The sequence below is a fragment of the Desmospora activa DSM 45169 genome, assembly GCF_003046315.1.
Taxonomy (GTDB): Bacteria; Bacillota; Bacilli; order Thermoactinomycetales; family DSM-45169; genus Desmospora; species Desmospora activa.
Genome location: NZ_PZZP01000001.1, coordinates 764,057 through 788,824, shown reverse-complemented (window position 1 = coordinate 788,824; position 24,768 = coordinate 764,057). Strand labels below are relative to the sequence as shown.

Below are 24,768 nucleotides of genomic sequence, written 5' to 3'. Positions count from 1 at the left end.
CGGAATGAGGTGAAAGAGTGTCATGGAGGAGCAACCAAAAGGATCAGAGAAGCAAGAAAAAACACCGGAAGAGCTGCAAAAAGAACTAGCGGAACAAAAACAGACACAAGGGGAAGAACCGCCACAGACGCCGCAAGAACCAGAGGAAGAAATAAAGATCCCCGATCAGAAACGAAAAAACAGAAAATGGTGGTGGATCGGTGGTGCTGTCGCTATTCTGTGTATAGCGGTTGGGGGCACCATTTTTGCCCTTGATGCCATGTCCGGATCAACTCCACAACGCGTAATGCAACAATACTTCAATCATTGGGAAAAAGAGCAATATGATCAGATGTATGCGCTCACCAGTGAAGAAACAAAACAATCGGTCGACAAAAAATCATTTATTAAACGACACGAGGATTTCGCCAAAACACTGAAGCAAGAATCCGCTTCGTTCACCATGAAGACTCCCGCCGATGAGAAGGCGGAAACCATCGATTTTAGTGGCATCTATAAAACCAAGGATATCGGTGAGATCTCGTTTGAAAACAAGGGTACTTTGGTTTCCGATGAAGAGGGATGGCGCTTACAATGGTCCCCTTCCTTGATCCACCCCGATTTGGAGGAAGGTGGACAGGTAAAGGTGATCCAAACGCCTCCAGGCCGGCGGGGTGAAATCAAGGACCGCAAGGGTGACCCTTTGGCCGCCAATCGAGAGCGTGTAGCTATCGGGTATATCCCCAGTCAGGTCAAAGACCGTGATCAAACGATACAAGCGCTTAACGACGCTTTTGCTCTTGATCCGGAAAAGCTGACGAAAGAAATGGTCGAAGCCGAAAAAGAGGATCCCTTTCAGTTTGTCACTGTAAAAACAGTAGAAGGCACTGAATTGAAGCAGGTGAAAGAATGGGAGCAACTGCCTGGCATTTCCGTGCGGGACAACTCGCTTCGCCATTATCCACAAAAGGATTTAACCGCTCATGTGACGGGTTACATCCGACCGATCACCGATGAACAACTGGAAAAACGGAAAAAAGACGGCTATGAAAAAGGGGATTGGATTGGGCAATCAGGACTGGAGCTTTATTTGGAAGAGCGGTTGCGGGGAGAGCCCGGCTGGCGCACGGTAATCGTCGATGCTGACTCCAAAGAGAAAACCGTTTTCAGCCAAAAAGAGAGTACAGATGGAGAGGATATTCAAGTCACCATCGATTTAAGCACCCAGCGACAGTTGTACCGCGGCATTCAGCAGGATAAAGGCGGTGGTGTGGCACTGGATCCGGCGACCGGGGAAGTATTGGCCATGGTGAGCGCCCCTTCCTACGATCCTAATAAGTTTATTCAAGGGATGTCCCAAGCGGAGTGGCAATATTTGAGCGGCCCTGACCAGCCTTTGGCCAATCGCGCAAAAATCCCCTACTCCCCTGGCTCAACCATGAAGTCCATCACTTCTGCCATCGCATTGGAAACCGGAGCCATCACCCCTGACACCAGCTATAATACCGATGAAGGTAAGTGGCAAAAAAATACCACCTGGGGCGGATATTTTGTCACACGGGTGGATAACCCTGGCGGTGGAGTCGACTTAGCAAAGGGAATGGCTTGGTCCGACAATATCTACTTTGCCCGGGTCGGCTTGGAAATCGGAGAACAGCGGATGATCGAGTTTCTAAAGAAATTTGGGTTTGATGAGGAAATGGATATTCCGCTGGGCGTCTCTCCCTCGCAATACTCCAACGATAAAAAGCTGGAAAACGAAATCCTGTTGGCAGATACTGCATATGGACAAGGGCAGCTATTGATCAGCCCCCTCCATCTGGCGACGATGTATACCACCTTCGCCAATGAAGGCAGTATGGTTAAACCGCAAATCATCATGGAAGACGGCAAAGTGACACCCGAGATGTGGAAGGAAAATATCGTCTCAGTAGAGACCGCCAATAAGGTAAAAGACTTATTGGAAGGCGTCGTTACACAAGAGAAGGGCTCTGCCCGCGACTTAAGGACCGACGGGGTATGGTTAGGAGCTAAAACGGGAACCGCAGAACTAAAAGCCAGCAAAGACGATGAAAACCAACGCCAACTCGGTTGGCTCGCCTGGATGGCCGGTAAAGAATCGCCCGATAAACAACCGGATATCGTCGTCGCCATGATGGTAGACGAGGTTCAAGATCGAGGTGGCAGCCATTATATATTCCCGGCTGTGAAACAGATGTTAAAAGAGCGGTATTAAACAACAAGACGCCTAATCGACACCGTTACTGCATCATAACCGTTGCACACAAAAGCCCCGGCATTGACACCGGGGCTTTAAACGTTGTAAAACTAAAGGCAACTCCCAATTAGTCACTTATAGCGTAGCAGTTGTCCATCGGAGCTGGCTTCGCCACTAAACATTCAGCCGTTACAGTTGATCGATTTCTTCTAAAAATAGCGCCATCTCTTCATTGACTTCTTGTGGATTATCCAAATTGGTAGCATGGTGAGCATGGCTAATTATTTTTAGCCTTGAATCAGGGATGTTCTCGGCCATATATTTTTGTTGCCTTCTGATCATGGTGTCGTGTTCCCCTTGTAGGAGGAGTGTTGGACACTTTACTTTTTCCAAATCATCCTTACTTTCCATACGTGTTACCGCATCCCAAAGTCGAATCCAATTGTTATGCGGGATAGATTGAAACGCTTCCTCTATATAGATTTTATTCTCTTTATTGTATGTGGACAACACTTTCGCTTGGATTTTACCCGCCAGTTTCATCGGCATCAATCGGTTTGACCATCGATTAACGGGAACAAAGATCTTTTCATACCAGTTAAATGCGTTCGTAAAAGGGGTACCGATCAAAACCAACCCATCAACCCGTTGCGGGTATCGCACTGCTGTTTGCAACGAAATATGACCACCCATCGATAACCCGCATAAAACCGCTCGTTCAATCTTAAGGGTATCCAACAGGTGAATTAAGTCGCGGCTGAAATCCTCTGGATCCACTTTTCCACTCGGCAGGTTCGAACCACCGTGTCCACGAACATCCCAAACAATCGTCTGATAATATGGAGAGAAATATTCCACTTGCCGCTGCCATTGTTTATGATTCCAGGAAGCACCGTGGGTAAAGACGATCGGCCTTCCGGAACCTTGCACTTCATAATATAGTGTAACCTCATCCCGCTGGTATTCCGGCATTGTCCAACACCACCTCTCAGAGCTTCGACAAGGAATTTGGTTTTTCAAACGCTTTCCCGTGCAAACGCTCATCATGTCCAGACCGAAATAACCCCTTATTCCTCGGCAAGCCGTACAGATGCAAACACAACCTCAAAACAATCGTCAATCCATTCATCCGGTGTTCGCTCGCTCTGCTTTAACCACAACATAAGAGACCCCCCGATCGCCGCCTGCAATACACGACTGACTAACGCCGTATCACACGCTTTTATCTCCTGTCCCCGGATAGCGCTTTGGAGTAATTGCTGCACCCCGTCATCAATTACTTGCAAACGAAGGCATGACCGTTGCAGCAGATCCGGATCGGATACGCCCTCAATATAAAGGGAAGTAATATTGGCCAAACTTACAGGGTCGCCTACAGTTTTCATCGATTGCAAAAATACATTTTTCAAAGCCTCCAGAGAAGACCCTGATGTCGATTGCGCTTCGGCAAAGGTTTGTTTCGTCATCTCAATCACATGATCGCTATAAGCGAGAAGAAGGCCCTTTTTCGATCCGAATCGCTTAGACAGAGCAGCAGGAGAGAGTTCGATCTCTTGGGCAATATGAGCAAGCGTTAGGTTTGCATACCCTTTCTTACTCAAGGCTTGATAAACCCCTTTAAAAATCCGTTCATCCGAAAATTGACGCGGTTTGCTCATATCAACCTCCATAAGTAAATGGTTGTTCACTTACTTATGAATATAATAGAAGACCCCTACAAAAAGCAAGCAGTGTTTGCCATCATGTGCAAACACCGCTTGCTTGATTCTCTCTTTTAATTTCATTCTTTAGCCGCTTACCGCTGAAGCCATTTTCGGAACAGATGCTTGGTACCTTCGCGGTTCATACGGGCAATGGCGGTGGTTAGCGGAACGCCTTTGGGGCACGCTTGTACGCAGTTTTGCGAGTTGCCGCATTCCTGCAGTCCACCGTCTTCATAAAGAGCATCGACGCGCTCATGTTTATTCATCTCGCCGGTGGGATGAGAGTTAAACAGATCCACCTGACCCACAGCAAAAGGTCCAAAGAAATTGGAACGATCGTTTACATTGGGGCAGGCTTGTAAGCACACACCACAAGTCATGCACTTGGACAGCTCATACCGCCACTGCCGGTCCACTTCCGGCATACGGGGACCCGCGCCTAGATCGTGAGTGCCATCAATAGGAATCCAGGCTTTCAACCGCTTCAACGTATCAAACATGCGGCTGCGGTCCACCACCATATCCCGCAATACCGGGAAGGTGTTCATCGGTTGAATATAGATCGGTTGCTCCAGATCATCGATTAGGGTGGAACAAGCTTGGCGCGGGGTACCGTTGATCACCATCGAACAGGCGCCACATACTTCTTCCAAACAGTTGGCTTCCCAGGATACCGGGGAGATTTTTTCTCCCTTGCAGTTGACCGGGTTACGCTGAATCTCCATCAAAGAGGAGTTTACCGTCATATTGGGACGATACTCCAGCTCAAATTCTTCCGTGTAAGGCTCGGAATCCGGTGAATCCTGCCGAGTGATGATAAAGCGCACCGTTTTTTTGTCCGTTTGCGCTTCTGTTTCTGGTCGGGTTTGGGTCGCGGTTTCACTCATGATTTCTCCGCCCCCTTCTGCTCAGCTTGTTTCGCCACATCATAGCGGCGCGGACGCGGTTTGATCAGAGAGGTATCCACCTCATCATAAGAGAGATCCGGTCCGTCAGGCGTATGTTTGGCAATGGTGGTTTTGAGAAACTCCTCATCGTTGCGCTCGGGGAAGTCCGGTTTATAGTGGGCACCACGGCTTTCATTCCGGTTGAGCGCTCCTAAGGTGATCACCCGCGCCAACTCCAGCATGTTCCACAACTGCCGTACAAAGGACGCGGATTGGTTACTGTAGCGGGCGGTGTCCCCTACATTGATCCGTTGATAGCGTTCCATCAGTTCCTGGATCTTTTCATCCGTTTTTTGCAGGCGGTCGTTGTAACGAACCACGGTTACATTGTCCGTCATCCATTCACCCAACTCTTTATGCAGCAGATACGGATTTTCATCCCCATCCATTTTGAGGATGTTTTCATATTGTTCCTCTTCTTTGCCACGATGACTCTCAAACAAGCTGGAAGAAAGATCAGCGGCGGATTTATCCAATCCACGGATATATTCGAGGGCGTTGGGACCCGCTACCATCCCACCGTAGATGCAGGACAAGAGGGAGTTAGCACCGAGACGGTTGGCGCCATGGTACTGATATTCCACTTCACCGGCGGCAAACAGGCCGGGAATATTGCTCATCTGGTTAAAGTCCACCCATAAACCACCCATGGAGTAGTGGACTGCCGGGAAGATCTTCATCGGCACCTTGCGTGGGTCTTCGCCCATAAATTTCTCATAGATCTCAATGATGCCGCCCAGCTTAATATCCAGTTCCTTGGGATCTTTATGGGATAAGTCCAAGTAAACCATATTCTCTCCGTTGATCCCCAGTTTATCATCCACACATACCTTAAAGATGGCACGGGTGGCAATATCCCGAGGTACCAAGTTTCCATAGGCCGGATACATTTCCTCCAGGAAGTACCAGGGTTTGCCGTCTTTATAAGTCCAGACGCGTCCTCCTTCACCCCGAGCGGATTCCGACATCAAGCGCAGTTTATCGTCTCCGGGGATGGCAGTCGGATGCACCTGGATAAACTCACCGTTGGCGTAATGCGCTCCTTGCTGGTAGGCGGCGCTGGCGGCTGTTCCGGTGTTGATCATGGAATTGGTCGATTTGCCGAAGATGATTCCCGGTCCACCGGTGGCCAAAATAACGGCATCCGCCGGGAAGGATTGAATTTCCATGCTGCGACGATCCTGGGCTACAATCCCACGACAGCGGCCTTCTTCATCCAAGATGAGGGATGTAAATTCCCATTGCTCATACTTAGTAACATTGCCCGCTGCTTCCCACCGGCGTACTTGCTCATCCAAGGCGTACAGCAGCTGTTGTCCGGTGGTTGCCCCGGCAAAGGCGGTGCGATGGTGCTTTGTTCCGCCAAAGCGTCGGAAATCCAATAACCCCTCCGGTGTCCGGTTAAAGGGAACCCCCATCCGGTCCATCAGGTAGATAATCCCCGGTGCCGCTTCAGTCATCGCTTTTACCGGCGGCTGGTTGGCGAGGAAGTCTCCGCCGTAAACGGTATCATCAAAGTGTTCCCAGGGAGAATCCCCTTCCCCTTTGGTATTGACGGCACCGTTGATACCACCTTGGGCGCAAACGGAATGGGAACGACGGACAGGAACGATGGAAAAGAGATCGACGTCAGCTCCCGCCTCGGCCACTTTGATTGCGGCCATCAAGCCCGCGAGGCCGCCGCCCACGATTACAACTTTTTCTTTCATATCGGCAGTGCCCCTTTCTTAGCGTTGAGCCAACTCATTGGTAAACGAAGGATCAGCAAAGGATAAAATCGCAGCCACTCCCAAATAGGTAACGATCACAAACACCCCGGCCCATACATAGGAAGAGATGCGTTGGGAACGCGGCCCGACAGTAACTCCCCAAGTGACGAGGAAAGACCACATGCCGTTGCTAAAATGGAAGACAGCGGCCACCACACCGATCACATACAAAACCACATTAACATTACTGGCCAAAATATCGGCGGTGTGCACGGTTAAATCTTGTGCCGACATATCGGCCAATGCCACTTGCACACGCGTCTGCCAAACGTGTAAGGTAACAAAAATAAGCGTAATGACACCGGTTACACGTTGCAACATAAACATGATGTTACGAAACGTACTGTAGCTCTTTAGATTATTTTGAGCCGTAAACGCGATGTACAAACCGTAAACACCATGATACAGCAACGGCAAGAAGATAAAGAAAATCTCCAACAACGGCAAAAATGGAATGCTCCATAGCCACTCCACTTTCTCCTGATACACATCAGCACCTTGGGTCGCATAGTGGTTCGTCCATAGGTGCTCAAGCAAAAAAAAGCCAACCGGGATTACACCCAGTAAAGAGTGAAGCCGCCGGTTGAAAAAACTACGGTGCTTACTCATCACTTGCCCCCCATTTACCCCTAATAAAATCGATGAAATCCTTAAATACGTAAAACTTCTTTGCTCATAGCATTACCGGCAGAGCGCCGGTAACCAACAAAAACTATTCAATAGGCAAGAAGTTTTAACGCATTTGCCACATTTATTGTACTCCCAAGCTTCCTAGAGCGTCAAGGTAAGGGATTCTCACATATTGGAAAGGTATACCTCTACACAAGATAAAATGGGCTTTTATTCATTTTGATATCCACCAAATCGTCACATTTTTAAACGGTGGGTACCGTATCCGAGAGAAAAGCCTGAATGGGAGGAGCCAATTTATCAAACTGGACCAAAAAAGCATCATGGCCGTAATCCGAAGGAAAGGTAAACAGGTAGCTCTCCTTTCCCTCCGCAATCAGCCAACGGTGCAATTCTCGCTGTTGATACGCCGGAAACAGTTGGTCATCTTCGATTCCAATTACCAAGACCGCCGCTTGCACCCGAGCTAAAGCCCGTCGGGCTCCTTCCCGTCCCCGTCCGATATCATGGGTATCCATTGCCTTCAACAATGTCAGATAACTATTAGCGTCAAAGCGGTCCACCAGCTTATTTCCTTGATAGCGAAGATAACTCTCCACTTGAAACAGGCTCTCCTGGTTCAATAACGGTCCACTTCGCTGCAAATTTCGACCGAAACGGTGCTCAAACAACCGCGGAGTGCGATAAGTGACCATCCCCACCATCCGCGCAACCGCCAACCCCCGGATCGGTCCTGAGTCCGGATAGTAATCTCCTCCTGCAAAAGCAGGATCTGACCGAATGGCCTGACGGGCAATCTCGTTAAAGGCGATTGCCATAGCATTTAGCGATGGTGCTGTCGCAATCGGAATCAGCCGCCGCGACATTTCGGGATATAGTATCCCCCACTCCAACACCATCATGCCTCCCATTGATCCGCCAACAATCGCCTGCAAGTGATCCACCTTCATTTGTGCTAAAACTTGTCGTTGTAACCGCACCATATCCCGAATCGTCACCAATGGAAAGGAAGATCCATAGGGACGACCGCTCTGTGGACAGATAGAGGCGGGACCGGTCGTGCCGTTGCATCCCCCCAACACATTCATCGTAATCATGGCGAAGCGGTCGGTATCGAGCGGTTTTCCCCTTCCCACCAGTTCATCCCACCAACCTGGATCCCTTTCATCCCCGACAGCATGAGCATCTCCTGTCAAGGCGTGACAAATTAGAATCACATTATCCTGTCCCGGCTTCCAAGCTCCTGCGATTTCTACCGCCACTTCCACTGCCGTCAACTCTTTTCCGCACTCCAGCAAAAACCGATCAACGCGCACCTGTCGCCGTTCCACGCCCTTTTCCGCTGTTTTCATTTACAATCCTCCTCGACCATTCCGCGCGCTGAGTATTATCAAGCAAAAAGCCCGGCACCTTCCCAAATGGAAGAGGCCGGGCTGCGCATACACACATGTCCCGCCCCTCTTCCCATCTTCCTGGACATATGTCCAGCAGGAGTTGGCACCTTTCCCTGATAGGGTGGTTGCCGCAGTGTCATCGGGCCAGTCCCTCAACCGCTCTGGATAAGAAGAAGGTTTATGATTTTCCTTATGATAAGATGGTTTTAACTTTACTGTCAAGCCGTATTACCCACGTGCCCGAATTTGTACCTGGGGTGTTTGACTCACAGGTGTGGCCTGAGGGTGTTCCAACCAACACGCTACCTGATGATCTTCCGAAACAGAGTACACCTCCGGCATTTCATCATGGCAAATATGCATCGCATGTGGACAACGATCGGCAAAAGGGCAACCCAGGGGAGGATCAAACAGATCCGGCGGTGAACCGGGAATCGGGGTCAACTCCTCCTCCCGTTTCCAATCTAGCCGCGGCATAGAGGCCATCAACCCCCAAGTGTAGGGGTGACGGGAGTGATGAAAGATCTCTTCCACTCTGCCGGACTCCACCACTTTTCCGCCGTACATCACCGCCACCTGTTGCGCCATTTCCGCTACAACCCCTAGATCATGGGTGATCAAAATGATGGCAGTCTCCGTTTTCTCCTGAAGCTCCTTCATCAGCTCTAGAATCTGCGCTTGGATCGTTACATCGAGGGCAGTCGTCGGTTCATCGGCGATTAAAACCTTTGGATTGCAGGAGAGGGCGATGGCGATCATCGCCCGCTGCCTCATCCCCCCGCTAAATTCGTGCGGAAATTGATTCACCCGCTTCTCCGGCGTAGGAATGCCTACCAGTCGCAGCATTTCCACCGCTTTTTGCCGTGCATCTTCCCGGGTGAGCTGTTGATGCCACATCAGCCCCTCCATTATTTGCTTCCCTACTGTCATGGTCGGGTTTAACGAGGTCATCGGGTCCTGAAATACCATTCCGATCTCCGAGCCACGAATCCGAAACATCTCCCACTCCGACACCCGTGCGAGATCACGCCCGGCAAAGAGAATCTCACCTTCCTCCATCTGCCCAGGGGGAGAGGGAATCAAGCGGAGAATCGCTTGTGCGGTCACACTTTTTCCACTGCCCGACTCTCCTACGATGGCCAATGCTTCTCCTTTGCCTACTTTTAGATTGACTCCACGAACGGCGTGCACAGGACCGGCATGGGTATGAAAGGTGACCTTTAAATTTTTAATCTCCAATATAGATTCCATCGCCTACCACTCCTTCGGGCAAAGCCCCTTCTAATGCGTTGTCCTTTAGGGCTACCTCTCCTTCGGGCAAAGCCCCTTCTAATACGTAGTCCTTTAGGGCTACCTCTCCTTTGGGTAAATGCCCTATTTCCCTATTTTCGCATTTTGGGGTCCAACGCATCGCGCAAACCGTCTCCCAGGGCGTTAAAAGCCAGCAGCGTCAAGCTAAGCATAAAGGCCGGGAAAAAGAGACGCCACCATTCATCGGACAAAATCACCACCAAGGCATCGTTGATCATGGTGCCCCAGCTGGCGATCGGCGCTTGCACCCCTAGACCTAAGAAGCTGAGAAATGCTTCCGCAAAGATGGCGCTGGGAACCGTAAAGGTGAGCATGACAATGATCGGTCCCATCGCATTTGGGATCAAATGCTTTTGCATCAGCCTGCGAGTATCGGCCCCTAGGGTGCGGGCAGCTAATACAAATTCCTGTTGTTTTAACTGCAACACCTGCCCTCTGACAAGACGGGCCATATTGAGCCAACCGGTGGCGGTTAAGGCGATGATGATCGTCAACAAGCCGGGCTCCAACACCACCAGCAGCAGGATCACCACCAGTAAGTAAGGCAATCCCCACAATACATCCACAATCCGCATCATAATCTCATCCACCCGACCGCCCTTGTATCCTGCGATTCCGCCATAAAGAACACCAATGACCAAATCGATAAGTGCGGCAACCACGCCGATCGTCAGGGAAATACGGGCGCCGTACCAAGTGCGGACAAACAGATCCCGCCCCAGTTCATCAGTACCAAACCAGTTTTCCTGAGAGGGGGATTCGTTTTTGTGGTCCAATCGATTGCCATAATACGTATGGTCGCTGATCAGCGGTCCCAGAATCGCCAACAGAAATAAGGCTAGAATCGTATAAAGCCCGATCATCGCCAGCCAATTTTGACGAAGCCTGCGCCAGGCATCTTGCCAGTAGTGGGCGCTAGGACGCTTGATCACCTCCGCCTGTTGCGTCTTTGGTGCTCGTTCAAAACGATGTGCCGGGATCGACATGATTAGGCCACCTCCTTAGAACCCAGTTTGATTCTGGGATCTACCAGGCCATAAGCCAAGTCGACCAAAAAGTTCATCAGTACCAAAAAGGCGGAGTAAAAAATCGTCGTACCCATAATCATCGGGTAATCTCGATTGGAAATACTTTCGACAAAATAGGCGCCAATGCCGGGAATGGAAAAGATCTGCTCAATGATAAAGCTGCCGGTTAAAATGGTAGCGGTCATAGGACCGAGGATGGTCAACACTGGAATGATGGCATTGCGCAATGTGTGACGAGTGATTACCCGCCACGGAGGTAGACCTTTGGAGCGGGCCGTTCGTATGTAATCTTGACTGATCACATCCAACATACTGGAACGCATCAGCCTTGTAACCAGAGCTAACGGACTAAAAGCGAGGGCCATCGCCGGCAAGATGGTCTGGTCAAACTCCCCCCAACCTGCCAGGGGTAAAAGATCCCACTCCAGTCCCAAGAATTTTTGCATAATCGGGGCAAGGACGAAGTTGGGAATGGAAATTCCCAATACGGCCAACACCATCAACGTGTAATCTGGAAGCCGGTTTTGCCGTAAAGCCGCCACAGTCCCCATCACAATCCCAGCAAAAGTAGCTAGAATCAACGCCTGAGCACCCAATTGAGCCGAGGCCGGAAAACCATCCGCCAATAGATCGTTGACGGAGCGACCCAGATTATTGATGGACATCCCAAGGTCCAGTTTAGCCAGATTACCCATATAGATCAGATACTGGACAGGTTTGGGTTGGTCTAACCCGTATTGCGCCTGTAAATTGGCCAACGTTTGCTCCGGCAGATTTCGATCGGATGTAAAGGGGTCCCCAGGAATCGCATGCATCAACCAAAAGGTAAGTGTAGAGATCAACCATAAAGAGAGAAGCATCAACAGTATTCGTTTTCCGATATAACGCCACATTTTTACGGGACACCTCCTGACGGCAAGCGCGCATGATTGATCTGTCGATACGGACTTTTCGGACATCAATGATGACTGATAATCAATCATATGACGCCCTAACATATTTATTTTCTATTTAGTAAGGTTGCTTTCCTGCTCTTGTCCCCAACATTGACCACTTCCCATGCGTAAACACAGAGGATTTCTTGGGAATTTCAAGTAACCCGGAGAAGTTGACCAAGCGAACCCCGTGAGCCCCATGGTTCAAAAAGAGTTAGTTGCCATGTCTCAGGCTGGAATGACTGCAAAGAATATAAAAAAGCTCCTGTTTTCAAACAGGAGCCGTAAAGCTTTTTTAGGAGGGTACCGCGGTTAAGGCTTCTTCCACGTCGAGACCAAATGCACGATGCAGTTCTTTTACCGCCCGGGTTGCTTGCTCTTTGGCGATCACACAGGAAATTTTAATTTCTGATGTGGATACCATTTTAATATGGATATTGGCTTCCGAAAGGGAAGTAAACATTTTTGCGGCAACACCGGGATTGGTCACCATACCGGCACCAACGGTGGATACCTTGGCCAGACCGGTTTCCGACAATACCTCAAGGTAGCGCAATTCATCTTTTAAACCCTCGATCACTTCTTTTGCCGACTCCCATTCATTCTCATGGACACTAAAAGCGACATCGATCCGCTCCCGCGCATGCTCGCTGGTTACAATCATATCGACGTTGATATGAGCGTCAGCCAAACGGCTAAACAGTGTGGTCAGTGTTTTGCTGGAGTTGGGCAATCCCAACACTTTTACTCGCGCTACTTGTAAATCATGGGCCACCCCGCGTACATTCCATACTTCTTCCATCTGTGCTGCCTCCTTCACCCAGGTTCCTTCTTCATCGACAAAGCTGGAACGGACCACCAACGGTACCCCGTGGGTCATAGCACACTCCACCGAGCGTGGATGTAATACGCCTGCTCCCAAATTGGCCAACTCCAACATCTCTTCAAAGGAGATTTCTTGCAACTTACGCGCTTGTGGCGCCAAACGCGGGTCTGCGGTAAATACCCCGGTCACGTCGGTAAAAATCTCACATCGGTCTGCTTGTAATGCCGCCGCTAATGCCACCGCAGTGGTATCGGAGCCACCGCGCCCCAATGTGGTAATATGTCCATCCGGGGAAATTCCCTGGAATCCTGCTACTACTACCACTTCTCCCTGATCCAGGCATGCTCGCACCCGCTCCGTATCAATCGATTCGATCCGCGCTTTTCCATATACGTCATCAGTGTGGATGCCCGCTTGCCAACCAGTCATCGGATGAGCCTTAATCCCCCGTTGCTGTAACGCCATGCTTAACAGCGCGATGGTGACTTGCTCTCCGGTGGTCAACAACACATCCATCTCCCGCTGCGACGGGCGGTCTGTGATCGCTTTGGCCAGACCCACCAATTCATCCGTGGTCTTTCCCATGGCGGACACCGTCACAACGACTTGATTTCCCTCGCGGATGGTACGGTTGATGCGTTCCGCCACCTTTTGAATCCGCTCCACACTTCCGACGGAAGTTCCTCCAAATTTTTGCACGACCAATCCCATGGTTTGCGCGATCTCCTCTCTTTTCTTCGGGCTTTATTGGTGAGGCTCTTCAAAAATAGAAAAGCGACAACGGGAAGTCCCAGCTGTCGCCCTACCTAACGGTTTGACCAGCCCCACTGGTTCCCTTGTGAGTTAGTGCTCCACGAAAGTTCGTGACAGTTCCGTCCCTGTTCGGTAACGGGCCCAGCTCTCTTCCAGCGGGGGAAGTTCGCTTCGGCGACAATCCCTTTCCCGTTTCTTCTGTGGCTCCCGCGCCTCGGAAACGGTACTGATGACCATCGCGCCTCTACTTCACATGTATGTCGTGAGGTACTATTCGTTTTTAGCGCCCAAAAGGAGCGTTGTTGTCTTCTTCTGAACGCGTTTAAACTTATAAGCATGCTAACACACCCCCCGTAATGGCACAATCCTGCAAATGCCGTTTCTCATCGGGAAATGAATGGAAATTGCGCTTCTCAACTAATCAGCTGGTGGATATGATTGATTGCCGGTAATCGCTGAAGGATCCTGTATACAGCATGGCGGATTGGTGACGCTTCAGCCCTTGAACTTGAAGTGAACGGAGGATCCGGTATAATGAGGATAGTAAAGTGGACACTAACTCACAACCATTCCCCTCACACAACAGTGGGGGTTAGGAGTGATATTTATGGGTCTCGGCAGTATCGGACTCCCGGGTTTTCTCTTAATTCTTCTGGTTGCGCTGCTCCTGTTCGGCCCCAGCAAGTTGCCGGAGTTGGGTCGAGCCGCCGGCCGCACGTTAAAGGAATTTAAAGATTCCGTGGCTGGTATCAACGACGACGATAAACAGAACAAACCGGAAGCCACCAAACAGGACGTTAGTGCTGTTCAAGGCGAGGCACCCACGGCTGCGGATGCAAAAAAATAACCCCTCCGCCTCAACCCTGGCTGATATGATCCCCTTCAAGTGAACAGTAAAAGGTAAACCCCTTCCTGTATACTTGGAGGGGATTTTACTTTGTGGTTGAAAACATAACACCAGAAAGCAAGGTGTAGGACTCTTCTATCCCCATGATTGAAGGAAGATCGCTATTATCCCCAAGGTTGAAACTAGGGGTTGTCAGTCGTAACTTTCCTCCCGCTTATCAGTCCTGAAACGCTTGGCGTAATGTTTCTGCCCATTCCGCCGGCGAATCGAAATAAGACAGGTGGTGACCGGGAAAAATCACAAATTCAGCATCTAATTGTTTTGCTAAGATCAGTGCCGTTTGAGCGTAAAACCTCTCTTTTTCTAGCGACAACTCGCCCGCCGCCATAATCACCTTTACTCCGTTCCTTTTTAGTTTTTCGATATTGGGTTCGTAATTGATAGCGGGCAGCATTTCGTTTTGGATGAGGGTTTCTGTATTCTCTGCGTTTCGTTCTTGAAAATCTTGTGGGATATGCGTAAATGCACTTGCAGGAACCCCAACTGAAAAAGCAAATTGCAGGTTGGCCCATTCAACACCGAGTCGATTGGCTGTCTGATATATATCGGAAAAGAGAGTTAACCATTTATCCCGATCAGGCAGCACTTTGACGGTCGGGGGCTCATGAACAACAACCGCTTGAATCGTTTCCGGAAATTTCTCTGCCATTTCCAGCGCAAAGATGGCACCACCACTGTTACCGAAAACATATGCCGAATCATGATTGGTTGCGCGCAGAACAGCCACTGCATCACGAGCCTGTTGACTAACCTCGAAATTCTGAGGATCGTGTCGGGTACTACGGGAGTTACCTCTTCTGTCGTACGTAATCACTTGGTATTCATCCGCGAGAATATCGGCAACGTAGGTATAAAATCCAGCATCGCCTCCTCCTCCGGGGATCATAAGGAGCGGTGGACCTTCTCCCCTCACTTCGTAATACAGATTGTCCCCTTCGGTCTCCACATAGCCACTTTTTACTTCCACATGATCGATACGATTCTCTTCTGACTCCCCGTTTGAAATTGTCGTTACTACTGCTAATGTTAGAAAAGCAGCTATACTTCCACTAAATAAAGCAAGGCTGACGGAAATTCTGATGATGCGGTTTATCCAATTGCCTTGAACAGAAAAATCTTGCTTACTCATTATTCGTTGCCGCCGGCTATAACGGAACCATAATGCAATCAATAAGACGAGTAGCAAAGCACATGGAATCAGGTAATCTGTTATGGTGATAGATCCATAGGGAAATAGGAAAAAACAAAGATTGATGGTCGTTGCATATACACCCAATTGATAGGGGAGGACAAACGATCGAGCCGTCGTCAATCGACGTATTTCCGTATTCATCTCGTCATTTGTTGTATCGACCGCTTCAAGGATCCGTTTTGTTTTTGGCAAGGATAAAAAGCAAACACTTGCCAATGGCAGGATCAGCAGAATGAAATTGAACCATTGTTTATCCTTCTCAAATAAGTACCCGAAACCCAGAGCACCCTCAATCACAATTAATACCGTTAATAATCCAACAAGATACGTATAAACGTTTATCATTCGGATATTTTTCTTTACCTGGTCCCAACCTGATACAAATCCTAGATGTCCGGATAGCCAGCCAAGCATGATCCAGATAAACAAGTAAAGCACCATCAATGGTGTTTCTAACCCGTACAATATCCCCATAATGCCGATCTCCTTTCCTTACTCTATAAAAAAGTATTTTAATGTTTGCGCGATTTTAGCCGGAGCTTTTTCGTCTGGAGCATTGTGATCAAGTCCTGCCAAAGATAGAATTACATTTTGTTTGTTTGGTAAGATTAAACTTAATTCATGTGCAGCCGTACGTAAAAATCGGGGACTTTTAGAGCCCGCCATCACCATCGTCGGTATGGATATTTGCTCGTATGTTTGGATAGTAGGTTTTAATCGCAGTCCTGCACGCAATTCTTCCGGTAGTGTTCGCAATAGTTTAATATTTTCTTCCCACTCAGGCCCTTTAGCCATTGACCGAAATAGATTTTTCAATACAGGCTGTGGCAATTTGCCGATTACCCCACCCATCTGCAGACCTTTGAGCAAGGTGGTACTTGCCGAAATATAATCATTTTGATTCAATTCTTGCTCAAATCGGGGTATCCAATCACTCGGAAAATAACCGATCAAACTTGGCTCGTAAACCGCTAGTTTTTTTATTGGTTCCTGTAAAGTCACATGTAACGAAATAAGTCCGCCATAGCTGTGTCCGAACAGATAAGAAACCTGATGTTTTTGCAGAATGGCTATGACATCCTCACACTCTTTCTGGACACTGTATCCACTGCCCTTGGGGCCACTATTGTTTCGGCCGCGACGATCCATGATATAAACCGTGTAATCATCCGAAAGAGAATCACCTAGTCTTATATAGTGCTGTGAAGCCCTAAATCCGCCGTGAACAATAAGCAAGCCGGGCCCTTCTCCCATGACATGATAACTAATTACTGTTCCGTCCAATGATTGGACGGATTCTTTTTTGATCTTTTGATTTGCTTGATACATGAATGACCTCCCATTCTACATTCAACTAGATATAATTTTCCATGCCTAAACTTTTAAGCTCTTTCGCTATTTGTGCATAAATCTTATTTAAAATATTCACCAGCTGATCTTTTTCTTCTTCGCTTAATTGGCTGAAGAAAACGCTATCCCTCTCAATTCTTTCACTATGGAATTTTTCATGTTCCAAATAAATCTCCCGCCCGCTATCAGTTAATTTGTAATAAATTTCTTTTTTATTCCCCGGCTTCTGATATTTTTCAATAGCTCCATCTTCAATTAATTTTTTTGTTGTTTTGCTGATCGCACCTCTTGTTACGCGAAGAGCTTTTGCAAGCTTTGTCACATTGGGATCGTCATGTTTTTCGATGAAATCAATACAATGAACTTCCAGAAATGTGTTTTCCGTCATAAATTTAAATTTTTTCTTTTCAATGTCTTTAATGATGTGGTGTCTTTCTGCCACTCGATTAAAAATGAAACTCAGTTCTTCTTCTTTTGACATAACACGCCTCCTATTATTGTTGTAATGGAAACAAAATAAATGATACGTTATTTTTGTTTCCTTGTCAACAATATCGTTTTTAGTTAATTAAAATTCAAGATAAACTAGCAACCAACCCAGGCTAGGACAGATAAAAAAGCTGCTGACTTTTGTCAGCAACCCAATTGATGATTTAAGCGGGTCTGGGTCCCTATTTCCGCCCTCGCGCCTCTTGCAATATCATCCCCGCTACCACAAATCCTCTTTTTTTACTCGCCCCTCATAACGATCCCACTCCAAAGCCTGTTCATAATCTTGCGGTCGGTTCATATTAAAAAGAGCTCGCTCCGACTGAACTGCCGGCGGAAAGTCCGTTTCTTCCAGCACAGTGACGGCGACCGCAGCCAGTAGCGCCCCCATCGACCGTTGACCGGATTTGACCAGTCGTTCCGCCACCGGCAGACAGCGGCGATGATAACAGCCAAACAGCGGATGGCGTCGCCCTAATCGCTGCGGAATGCTAATATCGACGCTGGTGTCTACCGCCCTTTGCTGCAAGGCGGTGGCCAACTCAAGGGAAGCGAAGGGCATATCACACGCCACCACCAGATTCCAGTCATGGGCGGATGCCTGTAATCCGCTGCATACCCCGGCCAAAGGGCCCGCTCCCGGCCAGCGATCTGTTACGGTCGGCCAGCCCCATGACGCAAAACGTACGATGTTATTGGAAACGATCAGCGGTTCCCATTCCCCCGAAGCACAAAGGCGACGAATAATGCGACAGGCGAGAGGCTCCCCGCCGAAATCCAGCATCGCCTTATCCGTACCCATTCGCCGGGAAGCCCCTCCCGCCAACAGGATCAATGTACCCTTAAACCCTATCCGAAGTCCGCTCATGAGGAGGGTTTCGACTCCTGGTTACGCAGATGTTCCTGAATCTCTCGTGCCAGCTTATCACCGATTCCGGCCTGGCGAAACTCTTCTACCCTCGCCTCCCTCATTCGCTGTAGGGAGCCAAAATGTTGATACAATATCTGCTTTCGCTTTTTGCCCACACCTGGAATCTCGTCCAAAACGGAATGGATCATCGATTTTCCACGGGTTTGGCGATGAAACGTAATCGCAAAACGATGCACTTCCTCCTGAATACGCTGCAAGAGATAAAACTGGCTGCTTCCCCGTTTTAGATCCACCTCAGAGGGCGGATCACCCAGCAACAGTTTGGCAGTTTTATGTTTTTCATCTTTGACAAGGCCAGCAACAGGCACATAGATCCCCAATTCATTTTCCAACACATCCAGCGCTGCGGCCATCTGCCCCTTCCCTCCGTCCACAATCACCAACTCTGGCAGGGGGAGATCTTCCTTTAACACGCGCATATAACGGCGACGGATCACTTCCCGCATCGTGCCGTAGTCATCGGGACCGGTTACAGAGCGGATTTTATATTTGCGGTACTCTTTTTTATCGGGGACACCGTCGGTAAAGACCACCATCGCCGAAACCGGGTCGGCGCCTTGGATATTGGAATTATCAAAGGCCTCAATCCGCTTGGGATATCCGATCCCCAGCGCCTCACCCAATTTACGCGTAGCCTCCACCGTGCGATCCTGGTCCCGCTCCATCAACTCAAACCGCTCTTTTAATGCGATTTCCGCATTTTGTGTCGCCATATCAACTAGCCGCTTTTTCATACCGCGTTGAGGAACATGGACACGCACCCCTTCCAGCCACTGGTCTACCCATTCCGCATCCACTGCCGCCGGTAGGTGAATCTCTCGGGGAAGCGTCGGTTTCTCATGATAAAACTGAGTGACAAAAGAAAGAAAATCCTCTTCCGCCTCACCATAATGATGAAAAATGGAAACATCCCGTTCAATCAACTTCCCTTGTCGCACAAAGAACACCTGGACACACATCATCCCTTTGTCGGCCACATACCCGAAGACATCCCGGTCAACATGGTCGTTTATCGTAATCTGCTGTTTTACCATCACCGTATCAATATGTTGAATAAGATCGCGCAACTCTTTTGCTCGTTCAAAATCGAGAGTCTCCGCCGCCTGTTCCATTTTGCGGCGCAGATCCTTCTGCACTTCTTTATGACCCCCGTTTAAAAAACGAACAATATGGCTGGTCATCTCTTCATATTGAGTAGGATCCACGTCAAATTCGCAGGGCGCCACACATTGCCCCAGATGGTAGTAGAGACAAACCCGCTTAGGCAGGGTACGGCATTTGCGCAAGGGATACAACTTGTCCAGCAGTTTTTTGGTCTGCTGAGCCGCCTGTACATTGGGATAAGGACCAAAATAACGGGAGCCGTCCTTTTTCACCCGCCGTGTCACTTCCAGACGGGGATGTTCTTCTTTTGTCAGCCGAATATAGGGATATGACTTGTCATCCTTCATCAACACGTTGTAATGAGGACGATGTCGCTTAATGAGATTGGCTTCCAGAATCAATGCTTCAATCGGAGTATCCGTCACGATATATTCAAAATCGGTGATCTGGGATACCAGCAATTGCGTTTTTCCATCATGGCTGCCGGTAAAATAGGAACGAACGCGGGATTTCAAGCTTTTGGCTTTGCCCACGTATAAAATTTTTCCATCGCTGTCCTTCATTAAGTAGCAGCCGGGCTGATCCGGAAGAAGTGAAAGTTTTTCTTTTATGGCACGCTTCATCATCGGTCCCTCCCTCTTCCTAATATTATCACAGGAACAGGCGTTTCTTCTCTTTTGCTTCTTATTCATTCTTTTGGCGGGTTGTCCTGTCATTCATGAAGGGCTAACATAGATTTATCACACCACTTGGATGGAGGAATCACCCATGGTGGAGTCTTTTCGTTTAATCAATCATCACGGCATGAAACTATGGATAAGCGCTCTGTTCGGCGGTATCACCGTCACTGTCCTACTTCTGATCCCACATTTACTGTTGGGACTGTTACTCCGCTCCGAAATGTCGCACCTGATCGCACTAGGTCAGTCCTGGCTGGATGCTCCCGGCGCTTGGCGGGAAGTAGGCGCCCAACTGCTACAAGCGGTGCAAAAGAGTAACACCATCTTGATTGGCTATGGAGTGTTGTTGTCCTTGTTTACCCTTTTCTCCGCTTTATTTTACGCCTCCGGGTTGATGGGAGTGGTTCGGCAAGCCGCAGTGGAACAGCGGGTGTCCCTGGGACATTTTTTTGCCTGCGGCTTTCGCTATCTCCTACGGACATTGGTTTTGGTATTGATACAAGCCGCCATCTTTATTCTGTTCACAGCTCTATGGTGGTTTTTATGGCCGCTACTACCGACCGATTGGTATTGGCAAGTTTCATTTTTTATCGTCAGCACAGGATTGCTCCTGTTTCTGGCAGCGGCTTCCTGTCACATGTGGGTCGTAATGGTTACCGAAGAGATGGGAGCGATTCGCTCCTTCGGCTATGGCTTTACTGCTGTCTTTCGCCGCTTTGGCTCCACCTTCGTCTCCCTTTTCGGCGCATCCTTTGCCGGTATATTGGGAACGGTGATCGTCATCTTTTTTACCGTTTTTCCATGGCTGATCTTGCAGTTGTTGAATGACAGTACCATTGCCACGATTGTAGGAGTGTTGTTTGGTGGATTGCTGCTGCTGATATTAGGCCCTTTTCCCTCTATCTGCGCACTGGCCGTACTATTTCAACGTTACCTGACTCACATCCAGAACGATTTGTTTCCTGAGGATCGGATTAAGCCGATGTTTTTGCAAGCAGGATCCGGCAACGCAGAAAGCGCCGCAGCCCGAGAATCGATCGCTTCAGGGGGAGCTCCGTCTAAAGAATTATGATTACTCTATTTATACTAATCCTGTATAAATTTTGATCAGACATACTCCCCTGACGAAAAAAATCGTTTATCATAGGGATTAGGGATGATTTTCGACCGTTTTAAGGAGGATTGCAATCTTGGGTACATATTTTAAACTCCTGCGGCGACACGGTCTAAAAATGTGGGCTGGCAATTTGTTAGGTCTGCTAGCCACTTCCACCATCGTCGGTGTGATCGGAGTGATCATTCTCGCCATCCTGATCGGTATCGTCGGAACCAGTATTACTGGTACTTTGGGCGATGCTTTCTCAGGGGGAGACACGAACAACATTGGTAATGCCTTCGCCAGCATAGGTGTGGGAATTCTTATTGTGTTGTTAATCGGGACGCTGATTTTCGTCATCCTCAGCACTTTCATCTACAGCTTTTGCTATGCCGGCAGTTACGCCATGGTTAACGAAATCGTTTTAGATGGGATCGCCTCGATTAGAACATATTTCGGCTCTGGCTTCCGTTATTTCGGACGTATGTTTTTACATTTATTTCTGTTGGGGCTGGTTCTGTTTCCCTTTTCCATCCCTGCCATCGTGTTTGAAGTTTTGGCCAACATCGCCTTGTTCAACGGCAATGAGACGGGTCGGCTCCTTTGGGGAATCGCCGCTTTGGTGGGCTGGATCTTCTTGTTTATCGTCAACTTAGGCGCCATACATGGCCCTGTCATTTTGACGGCGGAGAACAAGGGCGCTTGGGAGTCGCTTAAACTTTCCTACCGCTTAACTTTTAAATCATTCGGTAAAGTCTTTCTCACAGTCTTATGTATCATTGCCGCCACCATCACTTATATGATTTTTAGCATCCCGATGACGGTGACCAGCATGTTTGCTGAAAATAATATCGGATTGCTTCTGCTGACCATCTTGTTGATGGGTTTGTTTTACCTATTTCTCCCCTTCTACCAGATGGCGGTACAGTTGATCATTTCGCTGCGTTACAAACAACATTTGCGTAAATTTGTCGTACCGGAAGAGGAATTGCAAACAGATGGATCCCCATACGGTGGCAGCTTTGACAGCCCATCTTCCCCACAATCGGATGTTCCTCAATCCGCAACCGAGTCAGCAGCAGGGGCTGCAGCTGAATATGAGCAAAGCGACACCAATGAGAAGGAAGCGCCTAAAAACAAGTATCCCCAGTTCCCGACGGATCCTCACTTTTAGTGATCAGTAAAACCCAAGCTGTCGGATTGGTTTCCGGCAGCTTTTTATCAGTCATAATAAACCAGTCTCTACCTGCAAGGAGGTATACTGTTGGAAAGCACAATGACCTTACTGCGCCAACATGGACTTAAAATGTTTGGCACTAATTTGCTTGGTATGTTTATTGCGACAATGGCTGCAAATGTCCTCAGCTTTTTAGCCTACATCGTTTTCATGGTTTTCTATTTAGCTGGGGCGGTCTCTATCGGTCTCATTTCACATTTAACAAGCTCAGAAATGTGGACAATTGTAGGTATGATCATTTTTATGATTATTCTTGTTCTGTTTTATCTAGTGATTTATATCGTAGCCTTCCTTCCCCAGGGCTTTACAGTCGCCGGCAGTTATTCGATGGTGACAGAAGTGGTATGGCAGAATCGTTTTCGCTTCAACACTTACTTTAAGCACGGCTTTTCAAAATTAAAAGCGGTTATCATTCAGCTGTTTTTGATCGGTCTGCTCTTTATCCCCTTCTTGTTTTTACCGATCCTCTCGCTGATTTTATCAAGTGTAGGAGCGGGATTTGCATTTGTAGAAGGAGGGACGTTTGATCCCAATTATATCGGAGCTGGAATGATCATTTTCTTCATTCTCTCCTGGATTCCGTCTGTATTCTTTTTCTTGTCTGTTTTGTATGCTCCAATCATATTGATCGCGGAGGATCGCGGCCCCTGGCAATCGATCAAAGATTCTGTCCGCTTAACCTTTCGCCGTTTTGGTAGAGTATTGAGCACGGCACTTGTCGGATGGTTGTACGGTTTGCTTCCACTACTGCCTTATTTTTTACTCATTCCGATTGTAATTCTGTTTCAGGACATTGATGCAGTGGTTACAATTGGTGCTATTATCATGATTCTTTACGCATTCTTGATGTTCATCCTGTATGCATTTACTCCACTCATCTTCCAGGTGACGGCGGTACGTTGGTACAAAACCTATCTGAGAAAGAGTGTAGTAGACGATGACAATGATCCCGGTCCGTGGGGGGATGACGGCGTCTATGGCTTTGACACCTTTGACCATTATCATAGCTATTCACAACCGGCACCTTCTACGGCAACCGACACCGAATCCAAGCAACCGTCGTCATACCCGCCCTTTCCAGAGGAGAACCGATAAAAGCTAGAAAGGGTTGATCCAAATACCGACTACGTGGGAATTGTTAAAGAAACATGGTCTCAAGATGTATGGGACTAATTTGTTGGGCAATTTATTAAGCTCTGCCGTTTTATCGATTATTGGTGTGATTGCTTATAGCCTCTTCGGCATTTCGTTTGTTGCCGGTATGGTTTTCTCGGTTTCAGGCTTTGACATCCTTACCATAGCCAGTTACATGACTATGGCTGTAATAATACCTGCCTCTGCGTTCTATTTTGCTACCATCAGTTATTCTCTAGTGGTCTCCGGTAGTTATGCGATGGTGTCGGAAGTCGTTTGGCGCAATATGTTTAAATTTAGCACCTACTTCCGACATGGGTTTCGCTTATTGCGAAAGACGATTCAGCAACTCACCCTGTTGTGCCTGTTCTATGTCCCGGTTACCCTGCTGCTGTTCATTTTTTTTCCATACCACATTGAAACTGGAGTCAACAATCAAATACTGCTGTATGGAAGTTTAAGTCTTGTCAGTCTCCTCGTCTTTTTGGTTACGTTGGCTTTGCTTTACGCTCCTGTCATATTGATCACCGAGGAGCGGGGACCATGGCAATCGATTAAAGATTCCTTTCACCTGTTTACCAAACGATTCGGTACCGTTCTCCGTTCCGCAGCGTGGTTGCTGGCTTTCTTCTTTCTCTACCCCATCGCTCTGCTCCCAGGTGGAGTGTTGATGATAATGGGAGAAGAAAACGAAATACTTACCATCATCGGGATGCTCGTTTTTATCGTTACTGTGTTGGTAATCACCCTTTTGCTGCCTTTTCTCCAAATCGCCTTCCAAGTGAGTATCGTGCGTTGGTATAAGCTGCAACTGCGTTCATTTATCGTCGACAATGACGCCGATCCGGGGCCATGGGGAGAGCAAAACACCTATGGATTGATGGACCCGGAATCATTGAAACAGACTCCGACGCAAGGATCATGATGAACCAAGCAAAAAGGCGCAAAGGAATTTTCCTTTGCGCCTTTTTATATAGAAGGATTTTTAAGTCTACGTGCTCTTACTGTTTACAGAGAAGGAAGAGCTGTCCGCTCCAGCCACCGAGGTTGGGAGCGGGTAAAACTCGCCGTCGCTCAAACATGTTGCAGTGCGAGACTAGGGAACGAAGTGACCGTAGCGAGACTTGTGCTTGTAAAGCACCGCTTTTTCCCACC

At 48.4% G+C, this 24,768-nt stretch carries 21 protein-coding genes and 2 riboswitches; of the genes, 6 read left to right on the top strand and 15 right to left on the bottom strand.

Features of this window, described 5'->3' with window-relative positions; translation table 11 throughout:
• The first annotated feature begins 22 nt into the window (after positions 1-22).
• On the top strand, positions 23-2,215 hold the full coding sequence (locus tag C8J48_RS03805; RefSeq protein ID WP_107725027.1) for a penicillin-binding transpeptidase domain-containing protein: 2,193 nt from the start codon (positions 23-25) through the stop codon (positions 2,213-2,215).
• Positions 2,216-2,386: 171 nt separating this feature from the next.
• Here the strand turns inward: C8J48_RS03805 and C8J48_RS03800 are convergent, their stop codons facing one another.
• The 10 genes from C8J48_RS03800 to C8J48_RS03750 all read right to left on the bottom strand — a co-directional run bounded on the left by C8J48_RS03800 (position 2,387) and on the right by C8J48_RS03750 (position 13,451).
• Positions 2,387-3,169 (bottom strand): alpha/beta fold hydrolase, encoded by a 783-nt coding sequence (locus C8J48_RS03800; protein ID WP_107725026.1) that lies wholly within the window; start codon positions 3,167-3,169, stop codon positions 2,387-2,389.
• Between the two features lie 95 nt (positions 3,170-3,264).
• Positions 3,265-3,855, bottom strand: coding sequence for a TetR/AcrR family transcriptional regulator (locus C8J48_RS03795; protein ID WP_107725025.1), 591 nt, complete (start codon positions 3,853-3,855; stop codon positions 3,265-3,267).
• A 137-nt stretch (positions 3,856-3,992) separates the two neighbouring features.
• Positions 3,993-4,787 carry a succinate dehydrogenase iron-sulfur subunit gene (gene sdhB, locus C8J48_RS03790; RefSeq protein ID WP_107725024.1) on the bottom strand — a complete coding sequence of 265 codons (795 nt, stop codon included), beginning with the start codon at positions 4,785-4,787 and terminating at the stop codon, positions 3,993-3,995.
• The gene (gene sdhA, locus C8J48_RS03785) at positions 4,784-6,556 is read right to left on the bottom strand and encodes a succinate dehydrogenase flavoprotein subunit (RefSeq protein ID WP_107725023.1); all 1,773 of its coding nucleotides are present in this window, start codon (positions 6,554-6,556) and stop codon (positions 4,784-4,786) included. Before sdhA ends, sdhB begins: the two co-directional genes overlap by 4 nt.
• An 18-nt stretch (positions 6,557-6,574) precedes the next feature.
• Positions 6,575-7,225: a succinate dehydrogenase cytochrome b558 subunit gene (locus tag C8J48_RS03780; RefSeq protein ID WP_107725022.1), complete on the bottom strand. Its 651-nt coding sequence runs from the start codon at positions 7,223-7,225 to the stop codon at positions 6,575-6,577.
• Positions 7,226-7,491: 266 nt separating this feature from the next.
• Positions 7,492-8,598: a homoserine O-acetyltransferase MetX gene (gene metX, locus C8J48_RS03775; protein WP_107725021.1), complete on the bottom strand. Its 1,107-nt coding sequence runs from the start codon at positions 8,596-8,598 to the stop codon at positions 7,492-7,494.
• A gap of 109 nt (positions 8,599-8,707) precedes the next feature.
• Positions 8,708-8,812: riboswitch (SAM riboswitch) on the bottom strand.
• 56 nt (positions 8,813-8,868) lie between these two features.
• Positions 8,869-9,891 (bottom strand): ABC transporter ATP-binding protein, encoded by a 1,023-nt coding sequence (locus C8J48_RS03770; protein WP_107725020.1) that lies wholly within the window; start codon positions 9,889-9,891, stop codon positions 8,869-8,871.
• 131 nt (positions 9,892-10,022) lie between these two features.
• Positions 10,023-10,937 (bottom strand): ABC transporter permease, encoded by a 915-nt coding sequence (locus C8J48_RS03760; protein ID WP_107725018.1) that lies wholly within the window; start codon positions 10,935-10,937, stop codon positions 10,023-10,025.
• A gap of 2 nt (positions 10,938-10,939) precedes the next feature.
• Positions 10,940-11,872, bottom strand: a complete 933-nt coding sequence (locus C8J48_RS03755) for an ABC transporter permease (protein WP_107725017.1) — start codon at positions 11,870-11,872, stop codon at positions 10,940-10,942.
• Positions 11,873-12,209: 337 nt separating this feature from the next.
• Complete coding sequence (locus tag C8J48_RS03750) at positions 12,210-13,451, bottom strand: aspartate kinase (protein ID WP_107725016.1); 1,242 nt, start codon at positions 13,449-13,451, stop codon at positions 12,210-12,212.
• Between the two features lie 125 nt (positions 13,452-13,576).
• A riboswitch (Lysine riboswitch) is annotated at positions 13,577-13,748 on the bottom strand.
• A gap of 352 nt (positions 13,749-14,100) precedes the next feature.
• Here C8J48_RS03750 and tatA point away from each other — a divergent pair.
• The gene (tatA, locus tag C8J48_RS03745; protein WP_107725015.1) at positions 14,101-14,340 is read left to right on the top strand and encodes a twin-arginine translocase TatA/TatE family subunit; all 240 of its coding nucleotides are present in this window, start codon (positions 14,101-14,103) and stop codon (positions 14,338-14,340) included.
• A 217-nt stretch (positions 14,341-14,557) separates the two neighbouring features.
• Here the strand turns inward: tatA and C8J48_RS03740 are convergent, their stop codons facing one another.
• The 5 genes from C8J48_RS03740 to uvrC form a co-directional block, all read right to left on the bottom strand.
• Positions 14,558-16,066 carry an alpha/beta fold hydrolase gene (locus C8J48_RS03740; protein WP_107725014.1) on the bottom strand — a complete coding sequence of 503 codons (1,509 nt, stop codon included), beginning with the start codon at positions 16,064-16,066 and terminating at the stop codon, positions 14,558-14,560.
• Positions 16,067-16,084: 18 nt separating this feature from the next.
• On the bottom strand, positions 16,085-16,921 hold the full coding sequence (locus tag C8J48_RS03735; RefSeq protein ID WP_107725013.1) for an alpha/beta fold hydrolase: 837 nt from the start codon (positions 16,919-16,921) through the stop codon (positions 16,085-16,087).
• A 25-nt stretch (positions 16,922-16,946) separates the two neighbouring features.
• Positions 16,947-17,423, bottom strand: a complete 477-nt coding sequence (locus tag C8J48_RS03730) for a MarR family winged helix-turn-helix transcriptional regulator (protein WP_107725012.1) — start codon at positions 17,421-17,423, stop codon at positions 16,947-16,949.
• Positions 17,424-17,651: 228 nt separating this feature from the next.
• Positions 17,652-18,299 carry a molybdenum cofactor guanylyltransferase gene (gene mobA / locus C8J48_RS03725; RefSeq protein WP_107725011.1) on the bottom strand — a complete coding sequence of 216 codons (648 nt, stop codon included), beginning with the start codon at positions 18,297-18,299 and terminating at the stop codon, positions 17,652-17,654.
• On the bottom strand, positions 18,296-20,089 hold the full coding sequence (gene uvrC, locus C8J48_RS03720; RefSeq protein ID WP_107725010.1) for an excinuclease ABC subunit UvrC: 1,794 nt from the start codon (positions 20,087-20,089) through the stop codon (positions 18,296-18,298). Before uvrC ends, mobA begins: the two co-directional genes overlap by 4 nt.
• Before the next feature lie 145 nt (positions 20,090-20,234).
• Between uvrC and C8J48_RS03715 the strand changes: the two genes are divergently transcribed.
• The 4 genes from C8J48_RS03715 (at position 20,235) to C8J48_RS03700 (ending at position 24,538) form a co-directional block, all read left to right on the top strand.
• Positions 20,235-21,218, top strand: coding sequence for a hypothetical protein (locus C8J48_RS03715; protein WP_107725009.1), 984 nt, complete (start codon positions 20,235-20,237; stop codon positions 21,216-21,218).
• 118 nt (positions 21,219-21,336) lie between these two features.
• The gene (locus C8J48_RS03710; protein WP_107725008.1) at positions 21,337-22,416 is read left to right on the top strand and encodes a hypothetical protein; all 1,080 of its coding nucleotides are present in this window, start codon (positions 21,337-21,339) and stop codon (positions 22,414-22,416) included.
• Positions 22,417-22,506: 90 nt separating this feature from the next.
• Positions 22,507-23,574 (top strand): hypothetical protein, encoded by a 1,068-nt coding sequence (locus C8J48_RS03705; protein WP_107725007.1) that lies wholly within the window; start codon positions 22,507-22,509, stop codon positions 23,572-23,574.
• A gap of 82 nt (positions 23,575-23,656) precedes the next feature.
• The gene (locus C8J48_RS03700) at positions 23,657-24,538 is read left to right on the top strand and encodes a hypothetical protein (protein ID WP_146160438.1); all 882 of its coding nucleotides are present in this window, start codon (positions 23,657-23,659) and stop codon (positions 24,536-24,538) included.
• Positions 24,539-24,768: the final 230 nt, after the last annotated feature.